Annotated in this window: 19 protein-coding genes; all 19 read left to right on the top strand. The window is 36.3% G+C overall.

The features are described from left to right. The first annotated feature begins 132 nt into the window (after positions 1-132). The 19 genes from SWP_RS06930 (at position 133) to SWP_RS07020 (ending at position 21,827) form a co-directional block, all read left to right on the top strand. Positions 133-1,089 carry a Wzz/FepE/Etk N-terminal domain-containing protein gene (locus SWP_RS06930; RefSeq protein ID WP_020911719.1) on the top strand — a complete coding sequence of 319 codons (957 nt, stop codon included), beginning with the start codon at positions 133-135 and terminating at the stop codon, positions 1,087-1,089. A 224-nt stretch (positions 1,090-1,313) separates the two neighbouring features. Further along, positions 1,314-2,303, top strand: a complete 990-nt coding sequence (locus SWP_RS06935; RefSeq protein ID WP_020911720.1) for an exopolysaccharide biosynthesis polyprenyl glycosylphosphotransferase — start codon at positions 1,314-1,316, stop codon at positions 2,301-2,303. A 1-nt stretch (position 2,304) separates the two neighbouring features. Next, entirely contained in the window at positions 2,305-3,147 is an 843-nt protein-coding gene (locus SWP_RS06940; protein WP_020911721.1) for an SMP-30/gluconolactonase/LRE family protein, read from the top strand. Next, positions 3,137-4,075, top strand: coding sequence for a glycosyltransferase family 2 protein (locus SWP_RS06945; protein ID WP_020911722.1), 939 nt, complete (start codon positions 3,137-3,139; stop codon positions 4,073-4,075). Before SWP_RS06940 ends, SWP_RS06945 begins: the two co-directional genes overlap by 11 nt. A gap of 5 nt (positions 4,076-4,080) precedes the next feature. Then, positions 4,081-4,782, top strand: coding sequence for an acylneuraminate cytidylyltransferase family protein (locus SWP_RS06950; protein ID WP_228371121.1), 702 nt, complete (start codon positions 4,081-4,083; stop codon positions 4,780-4,782). Positions 4,783-4,794: 12 nt separating this feature from the next. Continuing rightward, positions 4,795-5,733 carry a phosphoglycerate dehydrogenase gene (locus tag SWP_RS06955; protein ID WP_020911724.1) on the top strand — a complete coding sequence of 313 codons (939 nt, stop codon included), beginning with the start codon at positions 4,795-4,797 and terminating at the stop codon, positions 5,731-5,733. A gap of 34 nt (positions 5,734-5,767) precedes the next feature. Next, entirely contained in the window at positions 5,768-6,529 is a 762-nt protein-coding gene (locus tag SWP_RS06960) for an SDR family NAD(P)-dependent oxidoreductase (RefSeq protein WP_020911725.1), read from the top strand. Continuing rightward, complete coding sequence (locus SWP_RS06965) at positions 6,526-7,272, top strand: hypothetical protein (protein ID WP_020911726.1); 747 nt, start codon at positions 6,526-6,528, stop codon at positions 7,270-7,272. Before SWP_RS06960 ends, SWP_RS06965 begins: the two co-directional genes overlap by 4 nt. A 222-nt stretch (positions 7,273-7,494) precedes the next feature. Continuing rightward, positions 7,495-8,739 carry a lipopolysaccharide biosynthesis protein gene (locus SWP_RS06970; protein WP_020911727.1) on the top strand — a complete coding sequence of 415 codons (1,245 nt, stop codon included), beginning with the start codon at positions 7,495-7,497 and terminating at the stop codon, positions 8,737-8,739. A 1-nt stretch (position 8,740) separates the two neighbouring features. Beyond that, a complete protein-coding gene (locus SWP_RS06975; protein WP_020911728.1) occupies positions 8,741-9,553 on the top strand; it encodes a 6-hydroxymethylpterin diphosphokinase MptE-like protein in 813 nt (270 codons plus the stop codon). Continuing rightward, entirely contained in the window at positions 9,540-10,826 is a 1,287-nt protein-coding gene (locus SWP_RS06980; RefSeq protein WP_020911729.1) for an EpsG family protein, read from the top strand. Before SWP_RS06975 ends, SWP_RS06980 begins: the two co-directional genes overlap by 14 nt. Before the next feature lie 3 nt (positions 10,827-10,829). Then, complete coding sequence (locus SWP_RS06985; protein WP_020911730.1) at positions 10,830-11,699, top strand: glycosyltransferase family 2 protein; 870 nt, start codon at positions 10,830-10,832, stop codon at positions 11,697-11,699. A 4-nt stretch (positions 11,700-11,703) separates the two neighbouring features. Next, the gene (locus SWP_RS06990) at positions 11,704-12,831 is read left to right on the top strand and encodes a polysialyltransferase family glycosyltransferase (protein ID WP_020911731.1); all 1,128 of its coding nucleotides are present in this window, start codon (positions 11,704-11,706) and stop codon (positions 12,829-12,831) included. Between the two features lie 1,166 nt (positions 12,832-13,997). Further along, on the top strand, positions 13,998-15,128 hold the full coding sequence (locus SWP_RS06995) for a polysaccharide export protein (protein WP_044555741.1): 1,131 nt from the start codon (positions 13,998-14,000) through the stop codon (positions 15,126-15,128). A gap of 50 nt (positions 15,129-15,178) precedes the next feature. After that, positions 15,179-15,625 carry an arsenate reductase/protein-tyrosine-phosphatase family protein gene (locus SWP_RS07000; protein WP_020911734.1) on the top strand — a complete coding sequence of 149 codons (447 nt, stop codon included), beginning with the start codon at positions 15,179-15,181 and terminating at the stop codon, positions 15,623-15,625. 132 nt (positions 15,626-15,757) lie between these two features. Further along, on the top strand, positions 15,758-17,950 hold the full coding sequence (locus SWP_RS07005) for a polysaccharide biosynthesis tyrosine autokinase (protein WP_044556321.1): 2,193 nt from the start codon (positions 15,758-15,760) through the stop codon (positions 17,948-17,950). Between the two features lie 348 nt (positions 17,951-18,298). Next, positions 18,299-19,579, top strand: coding sequence for a Vi polysaccharide biosynthesis UDP-N-acetylglucosamine C-6 dehydrogenase TviB (gene tviB, locus SWP_RS07010; protein WP_020911736.1), 1,281 nt, complete (start codon positions 18,299-18,301; stop codon positions 19,577-19,579). Positions 19,580-19,673: 94 nt separating this feature from the next. Then, on the top strand, positions 19,674-20,702 hold the full coding sequence (locus SWP_RS07015) for an NAD-dependent epimerase/dehydratase family protein (protein WP_044555742.1): 1,029 nt from the start codon (positions 19,674-19,676) through the stop codon (positions 20,700-20,702). A 6-nt stretch (positions 20,703-20,708) separates the two neighbouring features. After that, positions 20,709-21,827, top strand: a complete 1,119-nt coding sequence (locus SWP_RS07020; protein WP_020911738.1) for a hypothetical protein — start codon at positions 20,709-20,711, stop codon at positions 21,825-21,827. The last annotated feature ends 83 nt before the right edge of the window (positions 21,828-21,910 follow it).

The following is a 21,910-nucleotide window of genomic DNA, read 5'->3' on the forward strand; positions in this document are numbered from 1 at the left end:
GATTAAGATTCTGTTTATTGCTTTTAAAGAATAACGCCCTTAAATGGTTGATTTAACTATCAAACTCAACTCCAAATTTTAAATAACATATGGAACATTCACCTAGGAACTAAACCCTAGGAGCTTTAAACAATGACCAGACAAATACAAAAAAACTACACAGAAGCACAGTTCCAGCAATCTATGACAGACGATGAAATTGATCTCAGAGAACTATTTTCAGTTGTTTGGCAGGGTAAATGGGCTGTCATTGCAATAACTACCGTTTTTGCAATATCGTCAGTTATTTTTGCCATTTTGCAGCCAAATATATACAAATCCGAAGCATTATTAGCTCCAGCGAGCGAAGAGCAGGCTGGAGGTTTAGGCGCATTAGCTGGGCAATTTGGTGGTCTTGCTAGTATGGCGGGAATAAACCTAGGCGGTGGTGCTGGTGTAGATAATACACAAATGGCTATTGAGGTGATTAAGTCGCGCCAATTCACCAGTCAATTTATAGAGAAGCACAATATACTTGCCAACCTTATGGCTGTTGAAAAGTGGAATCTACACGATAATTCCCTAGTATACGATCCAGAGGTTTATGACGAAGTTAATGATACTTGGGTTCGAGAAGTAAAAGCTCCTTATAAACCGAAACCATCAATGCAAGAGGCTTATAAAGAATTCAAGGACGTTGTCTCTATCAATCTCGTTAAAGACACTGGTATGGTTACAATTTCTGTTGAGCATTTATCACCTACGATTGCTCAGCAGTGGGTGACTTGGCTTATTGAAGATATTAACCAAGTGATGAAAGAACGAGATGTTGCAGAAGCTAATCGCAGTCGCGAATTTCTTAATAAACAAATTGCTCAAACTAATGTTGCAGATATTCGCACTGTTCTTTACAAACTTATAGAAGAGCAAGCAAAAACAATTATGTTCGCGGAGGTCCGAGATGAATACGTATTTAAAACGGTTGATCCCGCACTCATTCCTGAAGAGAAGTCAAAGCCAATGCGAGCTTTACTCTGTGTATTGGGTACATTAGCAGGGGGAATACTAGGAACTATGTTTGTGTTAATGAGACGTTTTTCTCGCAATTGAAAGAAATCATAGAGCGAATATATTAAGTGCTCTATAAGAATCAACGTAATTATACTCTTTTTTGATTGTTATTAAGAGCGGTTCTAAAATAGATAAAATGACCTTTTAGCGGTCAATAGCTGTTCTAAGGGTATCTATATCGGATTAGGCAAAGGTAGAACGTTGATTGATGTCTAACTATAAAGTCCCATATAAAATTAAATTTACTAAAGCCTGGCATATATATGAATTCGAAACTTAGCGATAGACCTGATTCGATAACCTATCAATCAGTAAAGCAGATTGAAAAACGTTTCAAGTCTAAATCAGATGCTCTAAAACAAAATACAATATACGTTTACTGTCCTGAAAATAGAGAAGTTGAAATAGCGAAGATCGTAGAAAACTATCCATTTATAATAATTTTTAATGACTACTCGATTTTGGACTTTTCTTGCAAGGTGATTTGCCATTTCGAAAGTTCATATTTAAATACAAAACAGAAAGAATTTTTAGTTAAAGCGACTGAGATGGGGGCGTGGGCTGAACCTTTAGTTAGCTATTTAGATTCACGTCTTGGATATACGGAAGTAAAACTCCTTCATAGTGGTTATTTTCTTCATCAGAAAGCTTTCTCAATTTTGTCGACAAAACGTACTCAGCTAGCGAAAAGAGTTTTGGATTTATTCACTAGTTTTCTACTTTGTATAATTGCTATTCCTGTTGGTATCATCACAGCGTTAGCAATAAAGCTTGAAAGTCCTGGCCCAGTTTTTTACAAACAACGACGAACGGGGCTATACAATGACCAAATCGAAGTTATAAAGTTTCGTTCTATGCGGAGCGATGCGGAAAAATCAGGCGCTCAATGGGCAAGTAAAAATGATGCCAGAGTGACGAAGGTCGGTAATTTTATCCGTAAGACTCGTATTGATGAACTCCCTCAAATTATTAATATTCTCAAAGGAGAAATGTCTATAATAGGGCCGAGGCCTGAGCGGGAAGTTTTTATTGAAGAACTTGAAAAAGATATCCCTTACTACCGGTTTAGGCATGCTGTAAAGCCCGGAATTACTGGCCTTGCTCAAGTTAGCTATCCTTATGGAGCTTCTGTTGAAGATGCAATATGGAAGCACAAGTACGATATATTTTATATAAAACATCATAGTACATTGTTAGACGTAAAGATTTTACTAAAAACAATTAAAGTTGTTCTATTTGGAATGGGGCGTTAATTTGATAAACAAGGTATTTGCTCCAACTTCCTGTATTTTAGGTGAAGGTATTTACTTTGATGAAAGTAGCCGCCACATCTATTGGGTTGATATTATTAACTCTATAATATATAGGAAAAATGTTGATCTCTTAAATGACTCATATGATTTTTTTTCAATAGGTTCGATGCCAAGCGCAGTTCTGTCTGTGGAAGACGAAATCATAACGTTTGTGGATCGTTTTGGAATTGGTCATTTTGATTTAAATACTCACGTAACTGAACTTCTCTACGACACACCTTATACAGAATCTAGTGGATTTAGAGCTAATGATGCCGTTAAATTACAAGATGGTTCTATGCTCTACGGTACGATGTACTTTAAACCAGGTGATAAAAGTGGAAACCTGTATAGGTTAGAATCGGGTAAAGTTAACGAAATTGAAGACCTGTCATTTAGTATTCCGAATACTTTTATTGAGCTTGAGGAAAATATTTTAATATCAGATTCGCTAGAGCAGCGGGTGTACTCGTTAAACAAAGATTTTAAAAATAAAATAGTAAAGACATTATGGAAAGATTTTTCCGATGAAAATTATACTCCTGATGGTGGGTGCGTCGATAGAAATGGTAATATTTATATTTCTATGTGGGACGGGTTTTGTGTCAGAGTATTCGACAAAGATGCAAAGCTAAAATATAAAATAGAGTTGCCGGTTCCACGACCAACTAATTGCATATTGGTTGATGAACGCTGGTTATATGTTACTAGTGCAAGAGAAGGTATGTCGGAGGAATCTCTTAATTTATATCCCTCGTCAGGTAATGTTTTTGTTGTAGATTTAGGAGCTGTAAGTGACCAGTAAACCACTTGTTAGTATAATTATTAGAACGTTAAATGAGCAGCGGCATTTAGAAGAGTTACTTTCGGCTATAAAAGATCAAGATAGAACTCTCTATGATATTGAGACCGTAATAATTGACTCTGGTTCAACTGATAGAACTTTAGAGATCGCAGAAAGCTATGGTTGCCGAGTAACATATATTAAGAAGGAAGATTTTACATTCGGCCGCTCATTAAATGAAGGGTGTGAGTTTTCCGATGGTGCTTATCTTGTATTGATTAGTGGGCATTGTATACCGTGTGACAAATATTGGATAACAAATTTAGTTCGCCCCCTAGAAAAGGACTGTAGCTATACTTATGGAAGACAGTTGGGTAGAGATACGACTAAATTTAGTGAGCGATTACTTTTTGGAAAATATTTTCCAAGTGAATCTAACGTGCCGCAGATTGGTTTCTTCTGTAATAATGCCAATGCTGCCATACGCAGGGATATATGGGAAACCAATCGCTTCAATGAAGAGTTAACTGGTTGCGAAGATATGTATCTAGCGAAGCACCTAGTTGAGGTAGGTAAAAAAATTGGATACGTAGCGGACGCTGGAGTATACCATATTCATGATGAGTCGTGGGCTAAAGTAAAAATTCGATATGAACGAGAAGCAATTGCACTTCAACAGATAATGCCACAAGTGCATGTAACTTGTTGGGATATGATTAAGTACATAAGTGTAGGGGTTGTTAAAGACCTAAAAGCGGCATTTCATCAAGGATGTTTAAAAGACGAGTTCAAGTCGATAATTCATTTTAGAATAGCTCAGTACCACGGAGCCTACGCAGGTAACCATATTCATCGTAAATTGTCTCATCAAATGAAAATGAAGTATTTTTACCCACGTGTTACTAATATGGATGTATCCTCCAGTTATGATGATAAATTTAAAAGGTAAGAAGTATGTCAAATAAAAGAGTTGTAGCACTGCTGCCTATGAAGGCAAATAGTACCCGTGTTAAAGGAAAGAATTTCAGAGACTTTTGTGGTAAACCACTTTTTAAATGGATTTTAGATAGTCTTTTAGCTGTCGAGGAAATCGATCAGATAGTCATTAATACCGATGCTCGTGACATATTAGCTGAGAATGGACTTATAGGTACTGATAGAATACTTATACGTGATAGAAAGGCTGAAATATGTGGTGATGAAGTCTCGATGAATCTAGTTTTAGCTGATGACGTTGCAAACATTGAAGCTGATATTTATTTAATGACACATACTACCAATCCATTATTGTCATCAAAAACAATTAAACAAGCACTGGACCAGTATTCAGCAGCCCTTGAAAATGATAAAGCAGATTCTTTATTTACCGTAAATAAAATTCAAACCAGATTTTATAGCAGTAAATGTGAAGCGATTAATCATGACCCTGATAATCTAATACCTACTCAAGATTTAGAGCCGTGGTATGAAGAAAACTCTAACCTTTATTTGTTCAATAGAGAAAGCTTCAAAAGTACTAATGCAAGAATTGGTAGTCGTCCAACTATGATGGTTTCACCAGCTTTGGAATGTTCAGACATTGACACCCCAGATGATTGGGACAGAGCTGTAGTAATGACCCATTATATGAAAGACAAAGGTTTGGTTAAAGTTTAAGGTAATAATACAATGAAAAAAGTTTTAGTCACTTGTCCACCTATGCTGGGAATGTTTAAAGAATTTATTGAGCCAGCGAAAGAGCAAGGCATTGAACTAGTTCCCGCAAACACAACACAAGTGTTAAGTGAAGAAGAATTAATAGAATTACTGCCTGACTTTGATGGTTGGATCATTGGAGATGATCCTGCAACTAAACGTGTTTTTGAAGCTGGAGTAAAGGGCAATTTAAAAGCAGCAGTAAAGTGGGGTATAGGGGTTGATAATGTAGATTTTTCTGCATGTGAAGCACTAGAGATACCAATTATTAATACTCCTAATATGTTTGGTGGTGAAGTCGCTGACGTTGGTATGTCATTGCTACTTGCATTGGCGCGTCAAACTCATTTTATTGACCGTGAAATCCGTAATAATAATAGCTGGCCTAAACCTGCAGGTATGAGCGTCTCAGGAAAACATGTTGGTGTTGTTGGGTTCGGAGATATTGGCGAAAGTTTGGTCAAACGTTTAGGCGGATTTGATGTAGACGTTACCGTTTACGACCCAGGGGTTGTAGGTGACAAGGGATATAGCTATGTTACTAGAGAGAGTTATCCTGACGGAATTCAAGAGTTAGACTTCCTCGTATTCACTTGCGCATTGAATAAACATAATTTCCATATGCTAGATGCTAAAGTAATCAGTGCAATGAAAGCTGGAGCGATGGTAGTAAACGTTGCAAGAGGTCCTTTGATTGACGAAGCTGCACTAATTGATGCATTGCTTAGTGGGCACATCGCAGCTGCGGGTTTAGATGTTTTTGAAGTAGAACCATTGCCTGATAATTCCCCATTACGTGATATGCCACAGTGTGTTTTTGGCTCACACAATGGTAGCAATACTAAAGAAGGCGTAAGGCGTGCGACTTATAAAGCTATATCGCATATTGCTGAATTTTTAAATACCAAATAGTTATCAAATATTTGCAGTACAAAAGAGAACTCCAATGCAACATACACGCATACATAAGAAGTGGGCGCTAGTTACAGGTGCTTTAGGTGGTATAGGCCAAGCTTTGGTAAAAGAGTTTGCCGATGAAGGTTATCATGTGATTGCTACGGACATTAAAGTTAGTAATGATAAGATTGACAACGTTTACTTCTTACAGCTTGATTTAGAAAAATTCGTTGTAAACGAATTATATGCAACGGAGTTCTATCAAAAAGTAAAAGAGATAACTAACGGAACAGGTATAAGTAGTTTAGTTAATAATGCAGCAATACAAATTCTTGCAGATACTAGTAGCTTAACAAGAGAGCAATGGAATACTAGTTTTAATGTAAACTTATCAGCTCCATTCTTTATGTCGCAATTATTTCTAGATGATTTGACAACTAATATTGGCTCAATCGTTAATATCAGCAGCATCCATGCAACACAAACAAAGAAAGAGTTTGTTGCATATGCTACGACAAAAGCAGCGCTAAGTTCGATGACGCGTAATATGGTGTTAGATATAGGGAGTAAGATAAGAATTAATGCCATAGAACCTGCTGCAATTGCTACAGAGATGCTTAAGGCTGGCTTTGATGGTAAAGAGGAACAATACAAAAAACTTGAGATGTTTCATCCCCTTGGGCGTGTAGGGACACCTACAGAAGTTGCTAAGTTAGCAGTGTTTCTATCCTCTGAAAGTGCAGGGTTTGTTCAAGGTGCTTGTATTAGTGCAAGCGGTGGAATTCAAGGCTGTTTAAGTGATCCTTCATGAAAGTTTTCAAAAAAATAGTTGTAACATTAAATTTGAAGATATGCAGGTTTATATATCGAGCATTTTTAATTTTAAGAAAGAATAAAAAATCAATATTAATATATACGGATTCTAGAGGGACTGAAATTGATAGTCCATTTAAACAGCGTAACCCATTTTATTCATATTTACAGAGCTTCAACGAGTATGATGTAGATTACAAGTTTTGCCCCTATAAGTTTACAAGCATATTAGATTTTATTTCATATTATGAAAATTCAAATAAAAAATATGATGTTATTGTTTTACACTGTGGGATTGTTGATTTTGCACCGCGACCAGTTTCTTCATACAATCAAATGTTGTCTTTAAAACGTGATTTTTTGAAATCAAAGGGTTGGGAAGATTATTTTGAGAATAGAAATGATTTTTTAAATGATTATTTAGGTGAGAAAACCTTACAGTTTATGTCTACTGGGTTTATTGAAAAAGAGATTTTACCTATATTGAAGGAGGTAGATAATTTAATATATGTAGGTATAAACCCGGTGCTAATTGATTGGGATGGCGATTATTGGCGAAAAAGGCCGAGCAGTATAAATCAGCAATTAGTGCAAGACAAATTAGTGCTACAGAGTTTAGATAATACAATTGATTTGTCGGGGTGGAATGAAGATGAAATTAAGAAATATACTGTAGATAATGTTCATTATAATAAAGATGGCTTAAACAAAATTGGCCGTAATGTTTTATCTAATATATAAGTTTCTATCGTTAATAAATTAAGAATAACAGTTTTAACTGGCTGTTTTTATATTTGCAATGCTACTTACGAATTTAATGTGCGTGCGACATTTAGATTGTGATATTTATAATGCAAATTGGTATAAAAACTGGGTGGCTTCATAGTGTTAGTTGCTACTTTGGGATGATCCAGCTTGTTTTACTCCTGCATCTTTTCTGTATTTAGTGTTGAAACCTAAAGTTTGAGTGGTTTTTACATTTTATGTGAGGTTCCTATTTTATCAAAAATTTTTAAATATGGCGTAAGTGAGGGTTTAGCTAAGCTGATTCCATTTGCGACCATATTTGTCTTTGCCCATCAATTTTCAAGTGAACTTGTCGGTACATTAACTTTATTGATTGTTACCGTAGAAATCCTTTCAATCATAGTGATAAATAATACGGCAGCAGTAACACGAATAGATTTTTTTAAGTTTGAAACTGATGTTTTAAAAAAACAGTTAAATACACAGTTATCAAATTCTTTAACATCTTCATTGTTACTTCTTATAATTATTGTTCCTATATTAATTTATGAAGAGGTTTCAGCTTATTATTATATACTCTTGTTTGTACCATGTTTAAGAACTTATACTACAACTAGTCTTGCATTATTACAGTGTAGAAAAGAAACTAATCAATACCTTAAAGCACAGGTTATTTTCTCTATAACATATTTAATTGTATTCGCGATGCTTTATAAGCAAGGTATACTCTCTTGGATAGTAGCTTTATGCGTAGGGCTAACTCTGCAAGCAATTTACTTGAAAGCTACAAATACGTTTGTTTCATTTTCTAAAATAGTTATAGTGCCCAAAAAGGATAGTTTAAATGTAGCGTTAAAAGGGATTGCGTTTATGCCACAAGCTATTGGTTGGTGGCTAAGAAGTGGTGCAGAACGCTACCTTATCGCTTTTTATCTTGGAGTAGCTACACTAGGTCAATATGCATTATCTGTTCAGATTTCAGCAATTGCCGTACTATTCGTGACTGCAATCAATTTAGCAATAGTTCCTGAAGTGAATAGGCACTTATCGAGCGGGAGTTCAAAAGAACTTCTAAAGATTAATAAGATCTATCGTTTTACATTTATTTTGTTATTTATAGCTGTTCTATTATTATGGTTCTCTGGTTATAGCTATTTATCTGCATATTATGCCGAATATGCAATATCAAAAGAAATTTTGTGGATAGCTTGTTTATCTACATTATTTCAATCTTGCTCTATGGTTCTAATGAATGAGCTTTACTTCAGAGGTAAAGCAATTCTAGTGGCTAAGTACGTATTGATTTGTTTCATTATTCAAGCTGGATTGCAATTTTTAGTGCTGAATGTATTTGCGGAGTTATATATTGTTCTTCTTGTTAACGTAATCTTTTCAGTCGTATTGTTATTGTTAGTTGTCAGTAAAATTGTTTTATTCAGAAAAATTCATAAGGTAATTTAAGATGTTTTTAAAGAAAGTTTTTTTTAGTGTTTTTGACCGTAATTCACTGGACTACAGCTTGTTAGAAGAACCATTTATATACGGTTCACCAGATACGAAAAAGATTAGAGCCTTAAAAGGAAAGTTTAAAGGAGAGCGTTGCTTTATTTTAGGTAACGGCCCTTCTCTAAATAAGGTAGACTTTAGCAAGCTTGAAAATGAATATACTTTTGGTGTTAACGGTATTTTCTATAAGACAAAAGAGTGTGGCTTTAAGCCAACTTTTTATGTGGTAGAAGATAAAGCTGTGATGAATGACAATACCGCAGAAATTAATGACTATGATTGTGAGTATAAGTTTTTCCCAACTCATTATAAAAGCAAAATTAAAAATAAGGAGAATTGTTACTTCTTTAAGATGAATACTGGATTTTACCGAGAGGAAAGTCCGAATTTTGGTATACCTAGGTTTTCTACAGATGCATCTAAGAGAATGTATTGTGGACAGTCCGTAACGATGATGAATTTGCAATTAGCATTCTATATGGGCTTTGAAAAAGTCTATCTATTAGGAATGGACTTTAGTTATGATATACCAAGCAGTGCGAAAATAGACGGGCTAGAAATAGTATCAACAGAAGACGATGAAAATCATTTTCATCCTGACTATTTCGGTAAAGGAAAAACTTGGCATGACCCTCAACTAGATAACGTTTTAAAGAGTTACAAAATGATGGGGCTGATGTTTGATTGTGCTGGAAAACAAATATATAACTCTACGCATGGCGGGAAGCTTGAGGTATTCGAAAGGGTTCCATTTGATGAATTATTTTAACAATAAAAAATTCTATTTTTTAACAATAAATATAATTTTTATTTGTTTCGCTCCTTTTTTATCATTTGTCACATGTTCATTGTCTTTATTTTTTCTGAGTTCTTCAAAGCCTAATATTTCCAAAGACTCAGGTGTTTGGTATTTAATTGTATGCACCTTTTTCCTTTTTGTCTCCACATCAATATCGGCTTATTCTCAGCCGATTTTTTTGTACGAGGAGCAAGACTTTACAACATACTATAATAACTACATTTACTTCCTCAATAATGGCTTTAACTTAGATGGTTTTATTTTTGGTGCTGGTGCTGAAATTGGGTTGCCTTTACTCAATTATTTTTTGTCTCTTATCATTGGAGCTGGGTATCCGTATTTAGTGAAATTATGCTATATATTGTTTCAAATGACGCTGTTTCTTTCCATTATTGCCATTATTGCAGAAAAATACTCAGTTAGTTGGAAACGATTAGCTCTTTTAATAGCTTTAATGTTTTTGTTTTTTAAGTATGGAGCGACGCTTAATCATTTGAGACAGGGGTTCTCCTCCTTTTTTGTTGTTTTGGCATTATTTTCAGCAGCTAGACGTAACAAGGTAATTTTTATTTTATTGGCATGCACATTTCATGTGTCAGCATTAGTCGTCTATCCGATACTATATTATGTTTTTAAAGAAAGAAGTTTCAAAGCAACTTTCCACAATGCTATTGTGATATCAGTGATTTCGGTCGTTGGATTTATTGGTTTCAAATTAATGATGGACTATGTTTTAGCCTCTGATTTATTTTTCTTAGCTAAAGCAAAGTCAGCATTTCTAAAAGTTAGTGACGAGAACTTTTATGTAGTTGCTTTGAAAGGAGCTGTAGTTGCATCGATTTATGCTATTTTTGCATTGCTTATCCTTTTATTTGCGAAAGTGAAGAAAAATGTGTTTAACCAGCTTTTCCTTCTTGTTGTTATTACTATAGGGTTTGGTTATATCCCAGGAATGACTACTAGGATATTCGCATCAGTATTTACAATACTGATGGGATACTACTTCTTTTTGGTTTTTAATCAGGAATACAAATTTTCTCACCGAATTTTATTGAGTGTTTCTCTGTTAGTTATATTTTCCACTAATTGGTATCTTAACTCAGCCATTTTCTATTATAACTTCCCCTTAGTTTCTCAGGAACCATTTTACTATCTAAACGATTTATTCATCGAGCATGGCTATGTTATTCGTCGAGACTTACCTTCAGAAGTCGATATTGTTATTGAAAACCCTTATAGGTAATATATGAAGTTATCTTTTATTTTAGCTACTTGTAATGGTAGTGATATTATTAGTGATTGTTTAAAATCTATATCAAACATAAAGCTAGCTACTAATATAACTTTAGAGCTAATTGTAGTGGATCAAAGTTTTGACCACTCAACATATAATGTTCTTGAGACTTTTAACTTCGACTTTCCAGTGTTATATGTACACTCTTTAAAAAGAGGGCTAAGTTGCAGTCGTAATATAGGGATAGAATTATCTACGGGTGACTATGTCTGTTTTGCAGATGATGATGCGACTTATAAAAGTGATCTACTGATAGACTTAAATAATGTGATATTACAAAAAATTGCCGCTAGCAATGGTAAGTTTTGTTTTGTAGGGGGAACAGTTAGGGTTCCAGGAACTAACCAACTAACTCGTTACACTGAAAGGGAAGATGAGCATATAATCAACAGATCTAATTTTGGTGCTGACATAACTTCTATTTCGTTATTCATTGATAAACAATTTATAGCATCTAAAGGGATTAGATTTGATGAGCAACTCGGGTTGGGAGCGAAGTTTCCTAGTTGTGAAGAAGTCGATTTCGTATATCGAATGTTGAACATGGATGTAGAAGGTATTTATGTACCTAATATTACCACCTATCACATAAATCCAGTAGCGTATACAGCTTGTAAGACCGAAGATTATGCGCTTGGGCATGGAGCATTTTGCAAGAAGATGTTGATTTCCAACGGCTTGTCTATTTTTAGCATCAAATATCTAATTGTGAAATTTATAAAAGTTATACTCAAATTTCCTTATGCTCTTATCAAGACTGGAGTATTTCCGTTTAGGTACTTTAAAGGTTTTATGAGTGGTTTTAAGAATTACAAAGGCTGAAATAATGAAAATTGCTGTTTATGACGTTAATTTAGTTAACCATATGAATTACATAGGAGGGTTAATTAAAGAGTTTAGGTCAAGAAGTATTGAAGTCATTGCTTTTTATGATGAATATAATTCAGATGCATATTCATTTTTAACCGAAATTGGTGTCACATGCATTAAAGTTCGCCATATTTCTTTTAAAGAAATAGCGAGTCTGTTAACAAAAAACCAAGTAACTTTATTAGTTCATAATGCTCAAAGGCTTGGGGATACTGCTTTTGTTTCTGTAGCTAGATCCCTAGGACTGAAATCTATAATGATCCAACATGGTATGTATGTTTCTCACCTTAAAAGAGAGCGCTCACTTTTTATACTCAAAATCATCAAAACCTTGCGTTATGTCAAATATTCTCGTGTGGTAGCTAAGGCCATTGGTTTGCCTTTTATAGGTGTGTTCAATGCATTTATAAAGCACTTCGTTAAATCCATCGATTATACAAAGGCGATTACTTTCTATAATAAAATTAATTCTGATCATGTTCTAGTCTATGGAGAGTTTTGGAAAGAATATCATTCTAGTAATTTTGGCTATAGCAAGGATTGTATGTCTATAATTGGATATCACGAATTATTGAAGGTTGAGCCCATTAAGTCTAAGGAACTAGAACAGAATAAAATCTGCTACGTTGCCCAAACATTGGTCGAAGATGGCCGGATGGGGCGTGAACAAATGGCTGATTTTCTGAGACAGTTGTCCTCATTCTCTGCTCAAGCCAATATACCAGTAGTAGTAAAGCTTCACCCTCGCTCTGATATTTCGCTGTATGAAAGCCACAATTTCTCTCTCTCAGAAGAGCAATTACCTCATGTTCCCATTTACCTTGGGCATTATTCATCCCTATTAGCGTTATGTGGCTCAATTTCAAATCTATATCTGTATGAATTTCCTGAACACGATATTCCAGATTATTTTAAAGAAAATTCATCGGTTTTTAGTGACTTCGTAAAGCTTTCGAACGGAATTACTGATTATTTTAAAGAACCGATAGACAGTGAATGCAATTTTAATAGTGTTTTTGCTAAGGGCATAAGTGATTCATTAGTAGCGGATAGAATTTGCGAATTATCAGTTCCTCGGTCATAGCACAAACGTTGTACTGTTAGCTTCATAATATGATCCTATTAAGGTCAACTTTGATTGTTGGCCTTTTTTATGCCTATATGATAATGAAACACAACCAAAATATCTAAGGACAGTGCTCGGCTATATAAAGAGATGGGTGCTTAATAACTTTGAACTGTATGCTACAAGGATTATTTATATTTGCTCCTTAGTTGCTGTCAATCTTTGCTAGAAGGTTATTCAAGTTACTAAGTTTTGAGGGTTAGTTTAGCTTCGTCTTTTTTGAAGCTCTTTTTAACTAAAGAATAAAATACCGTCCAATGCTCAACAATGTTGCTGGCTAATGATCCTAAGCTTCTATTATGTTTAGGTATAGTAATGCCTCTAAGTTTTGAATTGTTCCGTTATTTATTAGGTAGAGGCATCGGTTGGGATATGCGTGTTGTGTTCGAGGCGTTTAGTTGGTCAGTAGAGAATTGTTGTTCGCTAAGAGCACTGAACTAAAGGGGGATTTTCCGATTATCTAACACTCTGAGCGTAACAATTGCTATACAAATCTGAGGAGCTAGAGAACCTGTTAGGCTGGAATGGTAAGCTAGACTAGGTGCAGTTACCTACAGATCCGTTATCATAAAAATGTTAATGTTTTACAAAGCCGACATGATGTCGGCTTTTTTTGTGCCTGAAAATCAAGATTGATTCGACTGAGTTTGCAATAAATATGGTGCAATATTGCTCGTGCGATCACTGAATTACTCGAAAATTCAGTCCTATAGACTATTTTCGAAAAAAACGCCAAAAAACTGTCATTATTTGTTGATTAAATATGTATAATCACACGCTATTAACAAGGACGAGTGTAAAAAGTGCATGCTTTTTACATGATGATACGGCAATTTGGAAGCCACAATCCATGGGCGGTAGCGTGTCTAAACATAAGCCATAGCCGACTTAAGTACGTGTTGAACCTGCTTCTCATTGCTGCTGGCACCCAGGCCTGTAGTAAGATAACTCAAAAAAATTCCTAAATACTGCCATCACACAACTCCTGTATCTAGACTGCTTATTGCAGATCAAGGGCTGTTCACAGGTGTGAGTCGATGAGCATTACCCAGTTTTTACCTGCCTTTTGTAGGCATTTAGTTTGGTCGCAGTCCTGCGGGATAAAATAATTAGTGAAATAATCAATGAAAACAAAAAAACTAAACATCAAAATCGCAGCACTTACTTTTTGCAGCTTGTTGCTCTCTGGTTGTGTCATTCCCGGTCAGCACCTAGCGACTGATATTGAACCGAACAATGTAGACACACTTGATGCTGTAGATAACAAAGTAAAAGTCAACGTGTATGCTCTTACACCACAGCAGCTTAAAAAAATGGCGAGTGCGCCTAAAGTCGCATTGGCTAACCCAGAGTTAGATGCAGAATTAGCTAGCTACGAGTATTTTGTTGGTCCGGCTGATATTTTAAATGTGACAATATGGGATCACCCTGAACTGACAATCCCAGCAGGTTCCTACCGTAGTGCCGCTGAATCAGGTAACTGGGTGCACGCAGACGGCAGGATATTCTACCCCTATATTGGTTTTGTAGACGTAGCGGGTAAAACCGTTGTAGAAATTCGCAAAGAGATGGCTAAGCGATTATCGCAATATATCGAAACTCCACAAGTCGATGTAAACGTTGCAAATTTTCGTTCTCAAAAAGCTTACATAACAGGGGAAGTCAGCAAGCCAGGTAAACAAGCCATTAGTAATGTGCCGCTCACTTTACTTGATGCAGTAAATCAAGCAGGCGGCCTAGCAACAGACGCAGACTGGCGCAACGTAGTACTAACACGAAATGGTAAAGAAGAGCTGATTTCGCTTTATGCACTAATGCAAAAGGGTGATTTAACCCAAAACAGATTGCTACGAGATGGTGACATCGTACATGTACCACGTAACGACGCGCAAAAAGTATTTGTTATGGGCGAAGTAAATGAGCCTCAAATCGTAAAAATTGATAGAGCGGGCATGAGTTTAACAGAGGCTCTGAGCGCAGCAGGTGGACTGAATCAGCTGTCGGCAGATGCTACCGGGGTGTTTGTTATTCGCGCGAGTAAACAGGCTAATGTAGCTGCTAATGTTTACCAACTAAACATTGAAAACCCAACAGCCATGATCATTGGCACTGAGTTTAATATACAACCGTACGACATTGTGTATGTCACTGCCGCGCCAGTTACTCGTTGGAACAGAGTGGTAGGCCAGCTTGTGCCGACTATCAATGGCTTCAATAACTTAACAGAAGGTGCGTTACGCATTAGAAACTGGTAAATTCCAATAAAACTCGAGTTTAGATTTTAGCATTCAGTATTAGGTTGTATATGTTCAATAAAATTTTGGTTGTATGTGTTGGTAATATTTGCCGCTCACCGACGGGCGAGCAGTTGTTGAAACAGTACTTGCCGAGCAAGACTATTAACTCTGCGGGTATTGCAACGGCTAAAAGCGGGTTATCGGGTAAACCTGCAGATAAAACAGCAAACTTAATTGCCACAGAAAATGGCTGCTCTTTAGATGCCCATAAAGCTCAACAATTAACCCGTGAATTGTGTCGTGAGTACGATTTAATTCTCGCGATGGAAAAAGGCCACATTGAAGCGATATCACAAATAGCCCCCGAGGCTCGCGGTAAAACTATGCTTTTTGGCCAATGGCTGGGCCAAAAGGATATCCCCGACCCGTATAGGCAAAGCAAAGAAGCATTTGAGCACGCTTACAAGCTAATCGATTCATCTGCCAAAGCATGGTCGGCAAAAATAACTAAGTAAAATGAGGTATATACCAAACATTAATTAGGTATATACCCCCAGCTTAAACAAAATAAATGTAGGCCACCTACCAATATAATAATGACCAAGTGCGCCACTTATTAAAGACATAATTTGGATTATATTAACGCTATGAGCAGTAATACCCCCTTTCAAGCAAACCAGTCACAGCCGTTACCCCAAAGCAATTCTAATGGTGATATTGATTTAGGAAAGTTATTTGGCATATTACTCGACGCTCGCTGGTTAATTATTGCAGTAACGTCACTATTCACAACAATCGGTGTGATCTACGCGCTATTGGCTACGCCAGTGTATAAAGCTGATGCATTGATCCAAGTTGAACAAAAAAGTAGCGGTATGTCAGCGCTGGTCGGTGACATGGGTGATATGTTTTCCAGTGAGTCTTCGGCAACCACCGAAGTTGAAATTATAAAATCAAGGATGGTGTTAGGCAAAACCGTAGACAAATTAAACCTAACCACTTTAGCACAGCCTCAATACTTAGCCGTTATTGGTAAAGGGCTGAGTAGACTCACGGGTGAATCAAATGCCATCAAAATTAGTCGTTTTCAAACGCCTAATAATACTGTAGCGAATTTTATTCTGAGTGTTGATGATAGCGCCAAAGGTGCATATACACTTTATAATCAAGAAGGCCGAAAAGTATTAGCCGGCTTAGTTGGCGAGCTAGCGACTAAAGGTGACTATAGCTTGTTTGTTCAGCAGCTAGTGGGCAGCAAGGGTGATGAGTTTGCAGTTAGTAAACGCTCAAAACTGGATGCTATACAGTGGTTACAAAAAAATCTCAGTGTAAGTGAGCGTGGCAAGCAAACGGGCATACTGCAGTTGTCTTTTGCGGGCGAAGAAAAACAGCTGATTGAAGAGATTCTTAATAATGTAAGTGAGAACTATTTTCTACAAAATGTGGCTAGAGACTCGGCGGAAGCGCAAAAAAGTTTAAATTTTCTGCAAAGTCATTTGCCAAGTATAAAAACTGAATTAACCGACTACGAAGACACGCTTAATCGTTACCGTCAAGACAATGACTCAATAGACTTAGGCTTAGAAGCGCAATCAACCCTAAAAGTCATGGTAGAGCTTGAGGCGCAATTAAACGAGTTAACCTTTAAAGAGAGTGAAATTAGCCAGCGCTTTACTAAAGACCATCCAGCTTATAAATCTTTGCTAGATAAACGTCAGGTTTTACTTGCTGAAAAAGAGCGCCTAAACAGGCGAGTACAACAGTTACCGAAAACACAACGTGAAGTGCTCCGCATGACGCGCGATGTTGAAGTCAATCAACAAATATATATTCAATTACTGAATAAAGTACAAGAGCTAAGTATCTTAAAAGCTGGCACGGTAGGCAATGTACGCATACTCGACAAGGCGCAATCCTATTCACAGGCGATAAAACCTAAAAAGCCACTTATTGTTGTACTCGCAACACTTTTAGGCGCCATGCTGGCAATTGCTGTTGTATTAGTTAAAGCTGCACTACATAAAGGCATCGAAAACCCAGACGAAATCGAAGCAATAGGCTTAGCAGTTTATGCCAGCATTCCTTTATCTGAGTCGCAAAATACTATTGATGAGAAATATAAAAGAAACAGACATAGAAGTAAACGACAGGTCAGTGAATCATTATTAGCTGAATTTAACCCTGCTGACTTATCTATTGAGGCATTACGCGGTCTTAGAACCAGTATGCATTTTGCCATGATGGAAGCGAAAAATAATGTGGTGATGATTTCAGGCGCCTCACCAGAAATCGGTAAGTCATTTATATCAGCCAATTTTGCAGCTGTTATCGCTAAAAGCGGTCAAAAGGTACTAGTAATAGATGGTGACATGCGCAAAGGATACCTTCAGCGGCACTTTAATCTTGACTGGGATAATGGGCTTTCAGAGTTCCTATCTGGCAAATTACCAGCGGAAAGCGTTATTAAAAAATCAGGTATAGAAAACCTAGATGTAATTACCCGTGGCCAAGTGCCACCGAACCCCTCTGAACTGCTCATGAACCCACGCTTAGCGAGCTTTTTTGAGTGGGCATCAAGTGAATACGATCTAGTGATTATTGATACACCGCCAGTATTAGCGGTGACAGACCCAAGTATTGTTGGTGCTATCGCAGGCACAACCTTAATGGTAGGCCGCTTTGGACTAAACACAGTCAAAGAGATTGACGTTGCACGTAACCGCTTTGACATTGCCGGCGTTGAAGTCAAAGGCTTTATTCTCAATGCGGTAGAGAAAAAAGCGAGCGCATCATATGGCTATGGTTACTATAACTACAGTTATGAAAGTGATAAAAAATAGAATAACTAATTATTAGATTAGGCTAGTGCGTAGCCTAATCAACCGATTTAAAGAAAGCTGTGAATACAAGGGACGGCGCTATATCCAGGTCTAATCATGGGCTAATAGTTTCTTGTCATGAACCACTCAGCGCTAATCAATTTCTCTTGCGACCTAATATATTCGTCCGGATGCTTTAGACAAATGTCCTTCAATAGTACGTAGAGTTTGCTATCTGTTCTCAATAGGGATGTTTAATACATAAGTATAGTAAGTCAAAGTGACAAATTAATATTAAATTTAGAATTTAAATAGAAAAGACTATTTAAATTTATATCCATTTACTTTTTAACTGCTCTGGAATTAAATATGGATTTTTCTCTAGAAGATACAAAAATTGCAATCATTGGCCTGGGTTATGTTGGTTTGCCTTTGGCTGTCGAATTTGGTAAAACCAGAAATGTAATTGGTTTTGATATAAACCAGCAGCGAGTCAATGAGCTTAGCGACCGGCACGACTTTACCTTAGAGTGTTCATCTGAAGAGCTCGCCGAAGCAAAGTTCTTGCACTACACCTCTAATCTAGAACAACTTAAACAGTGCAATGTATACATAGTGACTGTGCCAACCCCTATTGACGACCATAAACGTCCAGACTTAACGCCGTTAATTAAAGCATCTGAAAGCCTAGGTAAAGTCATCACAAAAGGTGATATCGTTATCTATGAGTCAACAGTTTACCCTGGTGCTACTGAAGAAGACTGTATTCCTGTATTAGAACGCGTTTCAGGTCTAACCTTCAACAAAGACTTCTTTGCGGGATACAGCCCTGAGCGTATTAACCCTGGTGATAAAGAACATAGAGTGACAACAATCAAAAAGGTGACAGCAGGCTCGACGCCTGAGGTTGCAGATTTTGTTGATGCACTTTACGGTACCATCATTGTAGCTGGCACTCATAAGGCCTCTTCAATTAAAGTGGCGGAAGCGGCAAAGGTTATCGAGAATACTCAGCGTGACTTAAACATTGCTTTAATTAATGAATTAGCGCTAATTTTTAACAAACTGGATATTGATACTGAAGAAGTTCTAAAGGCTGCTGGTACTAAATGGAACTTTTTACCATTTCGTCCAGGCTTAGTGGGTGGTCACTGTATTGGTGTTGACCCGTATTACTTAACTTATAAAGCAGAGTCTATTGGCTACCACCCTGAAGTGATTTTAGCGGGCCGACGCATCAACGATAATATGGCGAGTTATGTTGCTTCTCAATTAGTTAAAGCCATGCTTAAAAAAGGTATTCAGGTTAAAGGCGCTAATGTCCTGCTAATGGGGCTCACGTTCAAAGAAAACTGCCCAGACTTAAGAAATACGAAAGTGGTCGATATTATTACCGAGCTTAATGAGTATAACGTTAATGTAGACGTTTACGACCCATGGGTTAATCCAACTGAAGCAAAGCACGAATACGGAATCGAAGTGTTGGCAGAAAAGCCTGCAGCTACTTACGACGGTATGGTTATGGCTGTTGCACACGATGAGTTCAAAGCCATGACGCAAGTCGAGCTAAAATCATTAACCAATGCCGAATCAATTATTTATGATTTAAAATATATTCTATCTGCTGAAATTGCGGATATGCGTTTGTAGTCTTTTAAATTAGAAAGAAGTGCTGATTATTAAAGATTAATGATGTTTGATTTCTATTTTCAGCATTAAACATCATTTAGTTAAGCGAGACATTATGACAAAGTACCAAGAAGTACAAACTGATTTATTGGCTGCCTCTAAGACATGGCTTGTTACGGGGGTAGCAGGCTTTATCGGCTCAAACCTGCTAGAAAAACTGCTAAAACTTAACCAAACCGTAGTAGGTTTAGATAACTTCGCCACTGGCCATCAGCATAACCTCGATGAAGTTAAAAGCTTAGTAACAACAGAGCAATGGCAAAGGTTTATGTTCATCCAAGGAGATATTCGTAATCTAGATGATTGTAAAAAAGCAGTTACAGGTGTTGATTACGTATTACATCAAGCTGCATTGGGCTCAGTACCACGTTCTATAAATGACCCTATTACTACAAATGAAGTCAATATCTCGGGCTTTTTAAATATGCTTGTCGCATCGCGTGATGAACAGGTTAAAAGTTTTACCTATGCGGCTTCAAGTTCAACATATGGTGATCATCCAGCGCTACCCAAAGTAGAAGAAAATATTGGAAACCCATTATCACCTTATGCAGTGACTAAATATGTAAACGAGCTTTATGCTGGCGTATATGCACGTACATATGGTTTTAAGACCATTGGCCTTCGTTATTTTAATGTGTTCGGTCAGCGACAAGACCCTAATGGTGCTTATGCTGCAGTTATTCCCAAATGGACTGCAGCAATGATTGAAGGCGAAGATATATTTATTAATGGTGATGGTGAGACTAGCCGAGATTTTTGTTATATTGGCAATACTGTTCAAATGAATATACTTGCAGCTACAGCTTCAAGTGAATTAAAAGATAAAATTTATAATGTAGCGGTAGGAGATAGAACAAGTTTAAATCAACTTGTGCAAGCTATAAAAGTGGAGTTAATCAAAAATGGTATAGAAATAAAAGGAAATTTGATTTACAGAGCTTTTAGAGACGGAGATGTTCGTCATTCTCAGGCTGATATCAATAAGGCTTGTACAAACCTCGGGTATGAACCAAAATTTGATATATTTAGCGGGCTAAATAATGTAATGTCTTGGTATATTAATTTTCTGCGTAAAGGCTAACGAATAATGTTAGCTATTATTTTTTCGCTCTACATTTTATTGAAACCGTTTTATTTATGGAGTAGTGGTTTACCACAGGCTGCAGACTTATTCTTATTATTTGGTTTTATTATACTTCCATTATATGGGGTAAAGAATAACTTGAGTTCATGCTTTTATGACAAAAAGTTAAAGCTTATACTTTTTTTTCTTTTATATGCTATTTTTATTAATTTAAGCATGAGTCTGTTTGAACAAGATAATAGAATCGCTTTAAGCGCATTTTTTTATATTTTTAACTTCTTGTTTGTTATTTTGTTGGTGCTGGTTGTAACTCAAAGTAAGGTTACAGTAAGTGATGTAATTACATTACACTTGGTAATTATACTTATGTTGTTTTTGATGAGTTTTTTGTATCCAGAAAGCCAAATGAGAAGAAGTTTGACTTTTAATAATCCAAATCAGCTAGCTGCATTTGTTATTTTAATTTGTTTAGCCTGCTCATATATAGTAATTCGAAATTTTAATAATATTATGCTGCTAGATAAATTAAAATTTATATTTTCGATGCTGCTTGGATTGTATTTGGTTTTTATAACTCTCTCATTTGGTGCCTTTTTAGCAATACCTATTATCTTGTTTTATATTGCTTATAGATTTTATAAGAAAACTTTTTTTATACTTACTGTTACTTCAATTTTAGTTATCCCATCTTTGGTTACTTTTTTTCTATTGAAAAATGATAGTTTAACTCAAAGAGTTATAAAAAAAGAAACTGCTCAACACTCTTTTTGGGAGGAAAGAGGATATGACCGGATATATAACAACTATGAGTACTTAATTTTTGGTGCCGGAGAGGGGGCAGTAGATAGATTTGATTCATATTTGGTTAATGAAGAACATCAGTCAGAATTGCATTCAGTCATTGGTACCTTACTCTTTTGCTATGGTATTGTAGGTTTATTCTTGATAATTTTTTATTTTGTATTGATAAGGAAGGATACGGACTTTCTTGTAATATTATTAGCGCTGTCTCCATATTTGTTGACCCATAACTTATTACGCCAACCTTGTTTTTTTATGTTGCTCGTGCTCCCTTCAATTGTTAAATATATTTTGTTAGATAAAAAAAAGGGGTGGTTTTGAAAATTTTGTTAACATTTGTTTTTAGAATTACGGCCGCTTTTGGGAGTATACTATTTTTTATTCTTATTGCTAGGTTCCTGGAC

The organism is Shewanella piezotolerans WP3 (assembly GCF_000014885.1).
GTDB lineage: Bacteria > Pseudomonadota > Gammaproteobacteria > Enterobacterales > Shewanellaceae > Shewanella > Shewanella piezotolerans.

Coding starts and splice junctions, on each gene's coding strand:
- SWP_RS06930 (WP_020911719.1), top strand. CDS start 133: ATGACCAGACAAATACAAAAAAACTACACAGAAGCACAGTTCCAGCAA.
- SWP_RS06935 (WP_020911720.1), top strand. CDS start 1,314: ATGAATTCGAAACTTAGCGATAGACCTGATTCGATAACCTATCAATCA.
- SWP_RS06950 (WP_228371121.1), top strand. CDS start 4,081: ATGTCAAATAAAAGAGTTGTAGCACTGCTGCCTATGAAGGCAAATAGT.
- SWP_RS06955 (WP_020911724.1), top strand. CDS start 4,795: ATGAAAAAAGTTTTAGTCACTTGTCCACCTATGCTGGGAATGTTTAAA.
- SWP_RS06960 (WP_020911725.1), top strand. CDS start 5,768: ATGCAACATACACGCATACATAAGAAGTGGGCGCTAGTTACAGGTGCT.
- SWP_RS06965 (WP_020911726.1), top strand. CDS start 6,526: ATGAAAGTTTTCAAAAAAATAGTTGTAACATTAAATTTGAAGATATGC.
- SWP_RS06975 (WP_020911728.1), top strand. CDS start 8,741: ATGTTTTTAAAGAAAGTTTTTTTTAGTGTTTTTGACCGTAATTCACTG.
- SWP_RS06980 (WP_020911729.1), top strand. CDS start 9,540: ATGAATTATTTTAACAATAAAAAATTCTATTTTTTAACAATAAATATA.
- SWP_RS06985 (WP_020911730.1), top strand. CDS start 10,830: ATGAAGTTATCTTTTATTTTAGCTACTTGTAATGGTAGTGATATTATT.
- SWP_RS06990 (WP_020911731.1), top strand. CDS start 11,704: ATGAAAATTGCTGTTTATGACGTTAATTTAGTTAACCATATGAATTAC.
- SWP_RS06995 (WP_044555741.1), top strand. CDS start 13,998: ATGAAAACAAAAAAACTAAACATCAAAATCGCAGCACTTACTTTTTGC.
- SWP_RS07000 (WP_020911734.1), top strand. CDS start 15,179: ATGTTCAATAAAATTTTGGTTGTATGTGTTGGTAATATTTGCCGCTCA.
- SWP_RS07005 (WP_044556321.1), top strand. CDS start 15,758: ATGAGCAGTAATACCCCCTTTCAAGCAAACCAGTCACAGCCGTTACCC.
- tviB (WP_020911736.1), top strand. CDS start 18,299: ATGGATTTTTCTCTAGAAGATACAAAAATTGCAATCATTGGCCTGGGT.
- SWP_RS07015 (WP_044555742.1), top strand. CDS start 19,674: ATGACAAAGTACCAAGAAGTACAAACTGATTTATTGGCTGCCTCTAAG.
- SWP_RS07020 (WP_020911738.1), top strand. CDS start 20,709: ATGTTAGCTATTATTTTTTCGCTCTACATTTTATTGAAACCGTTTTAT.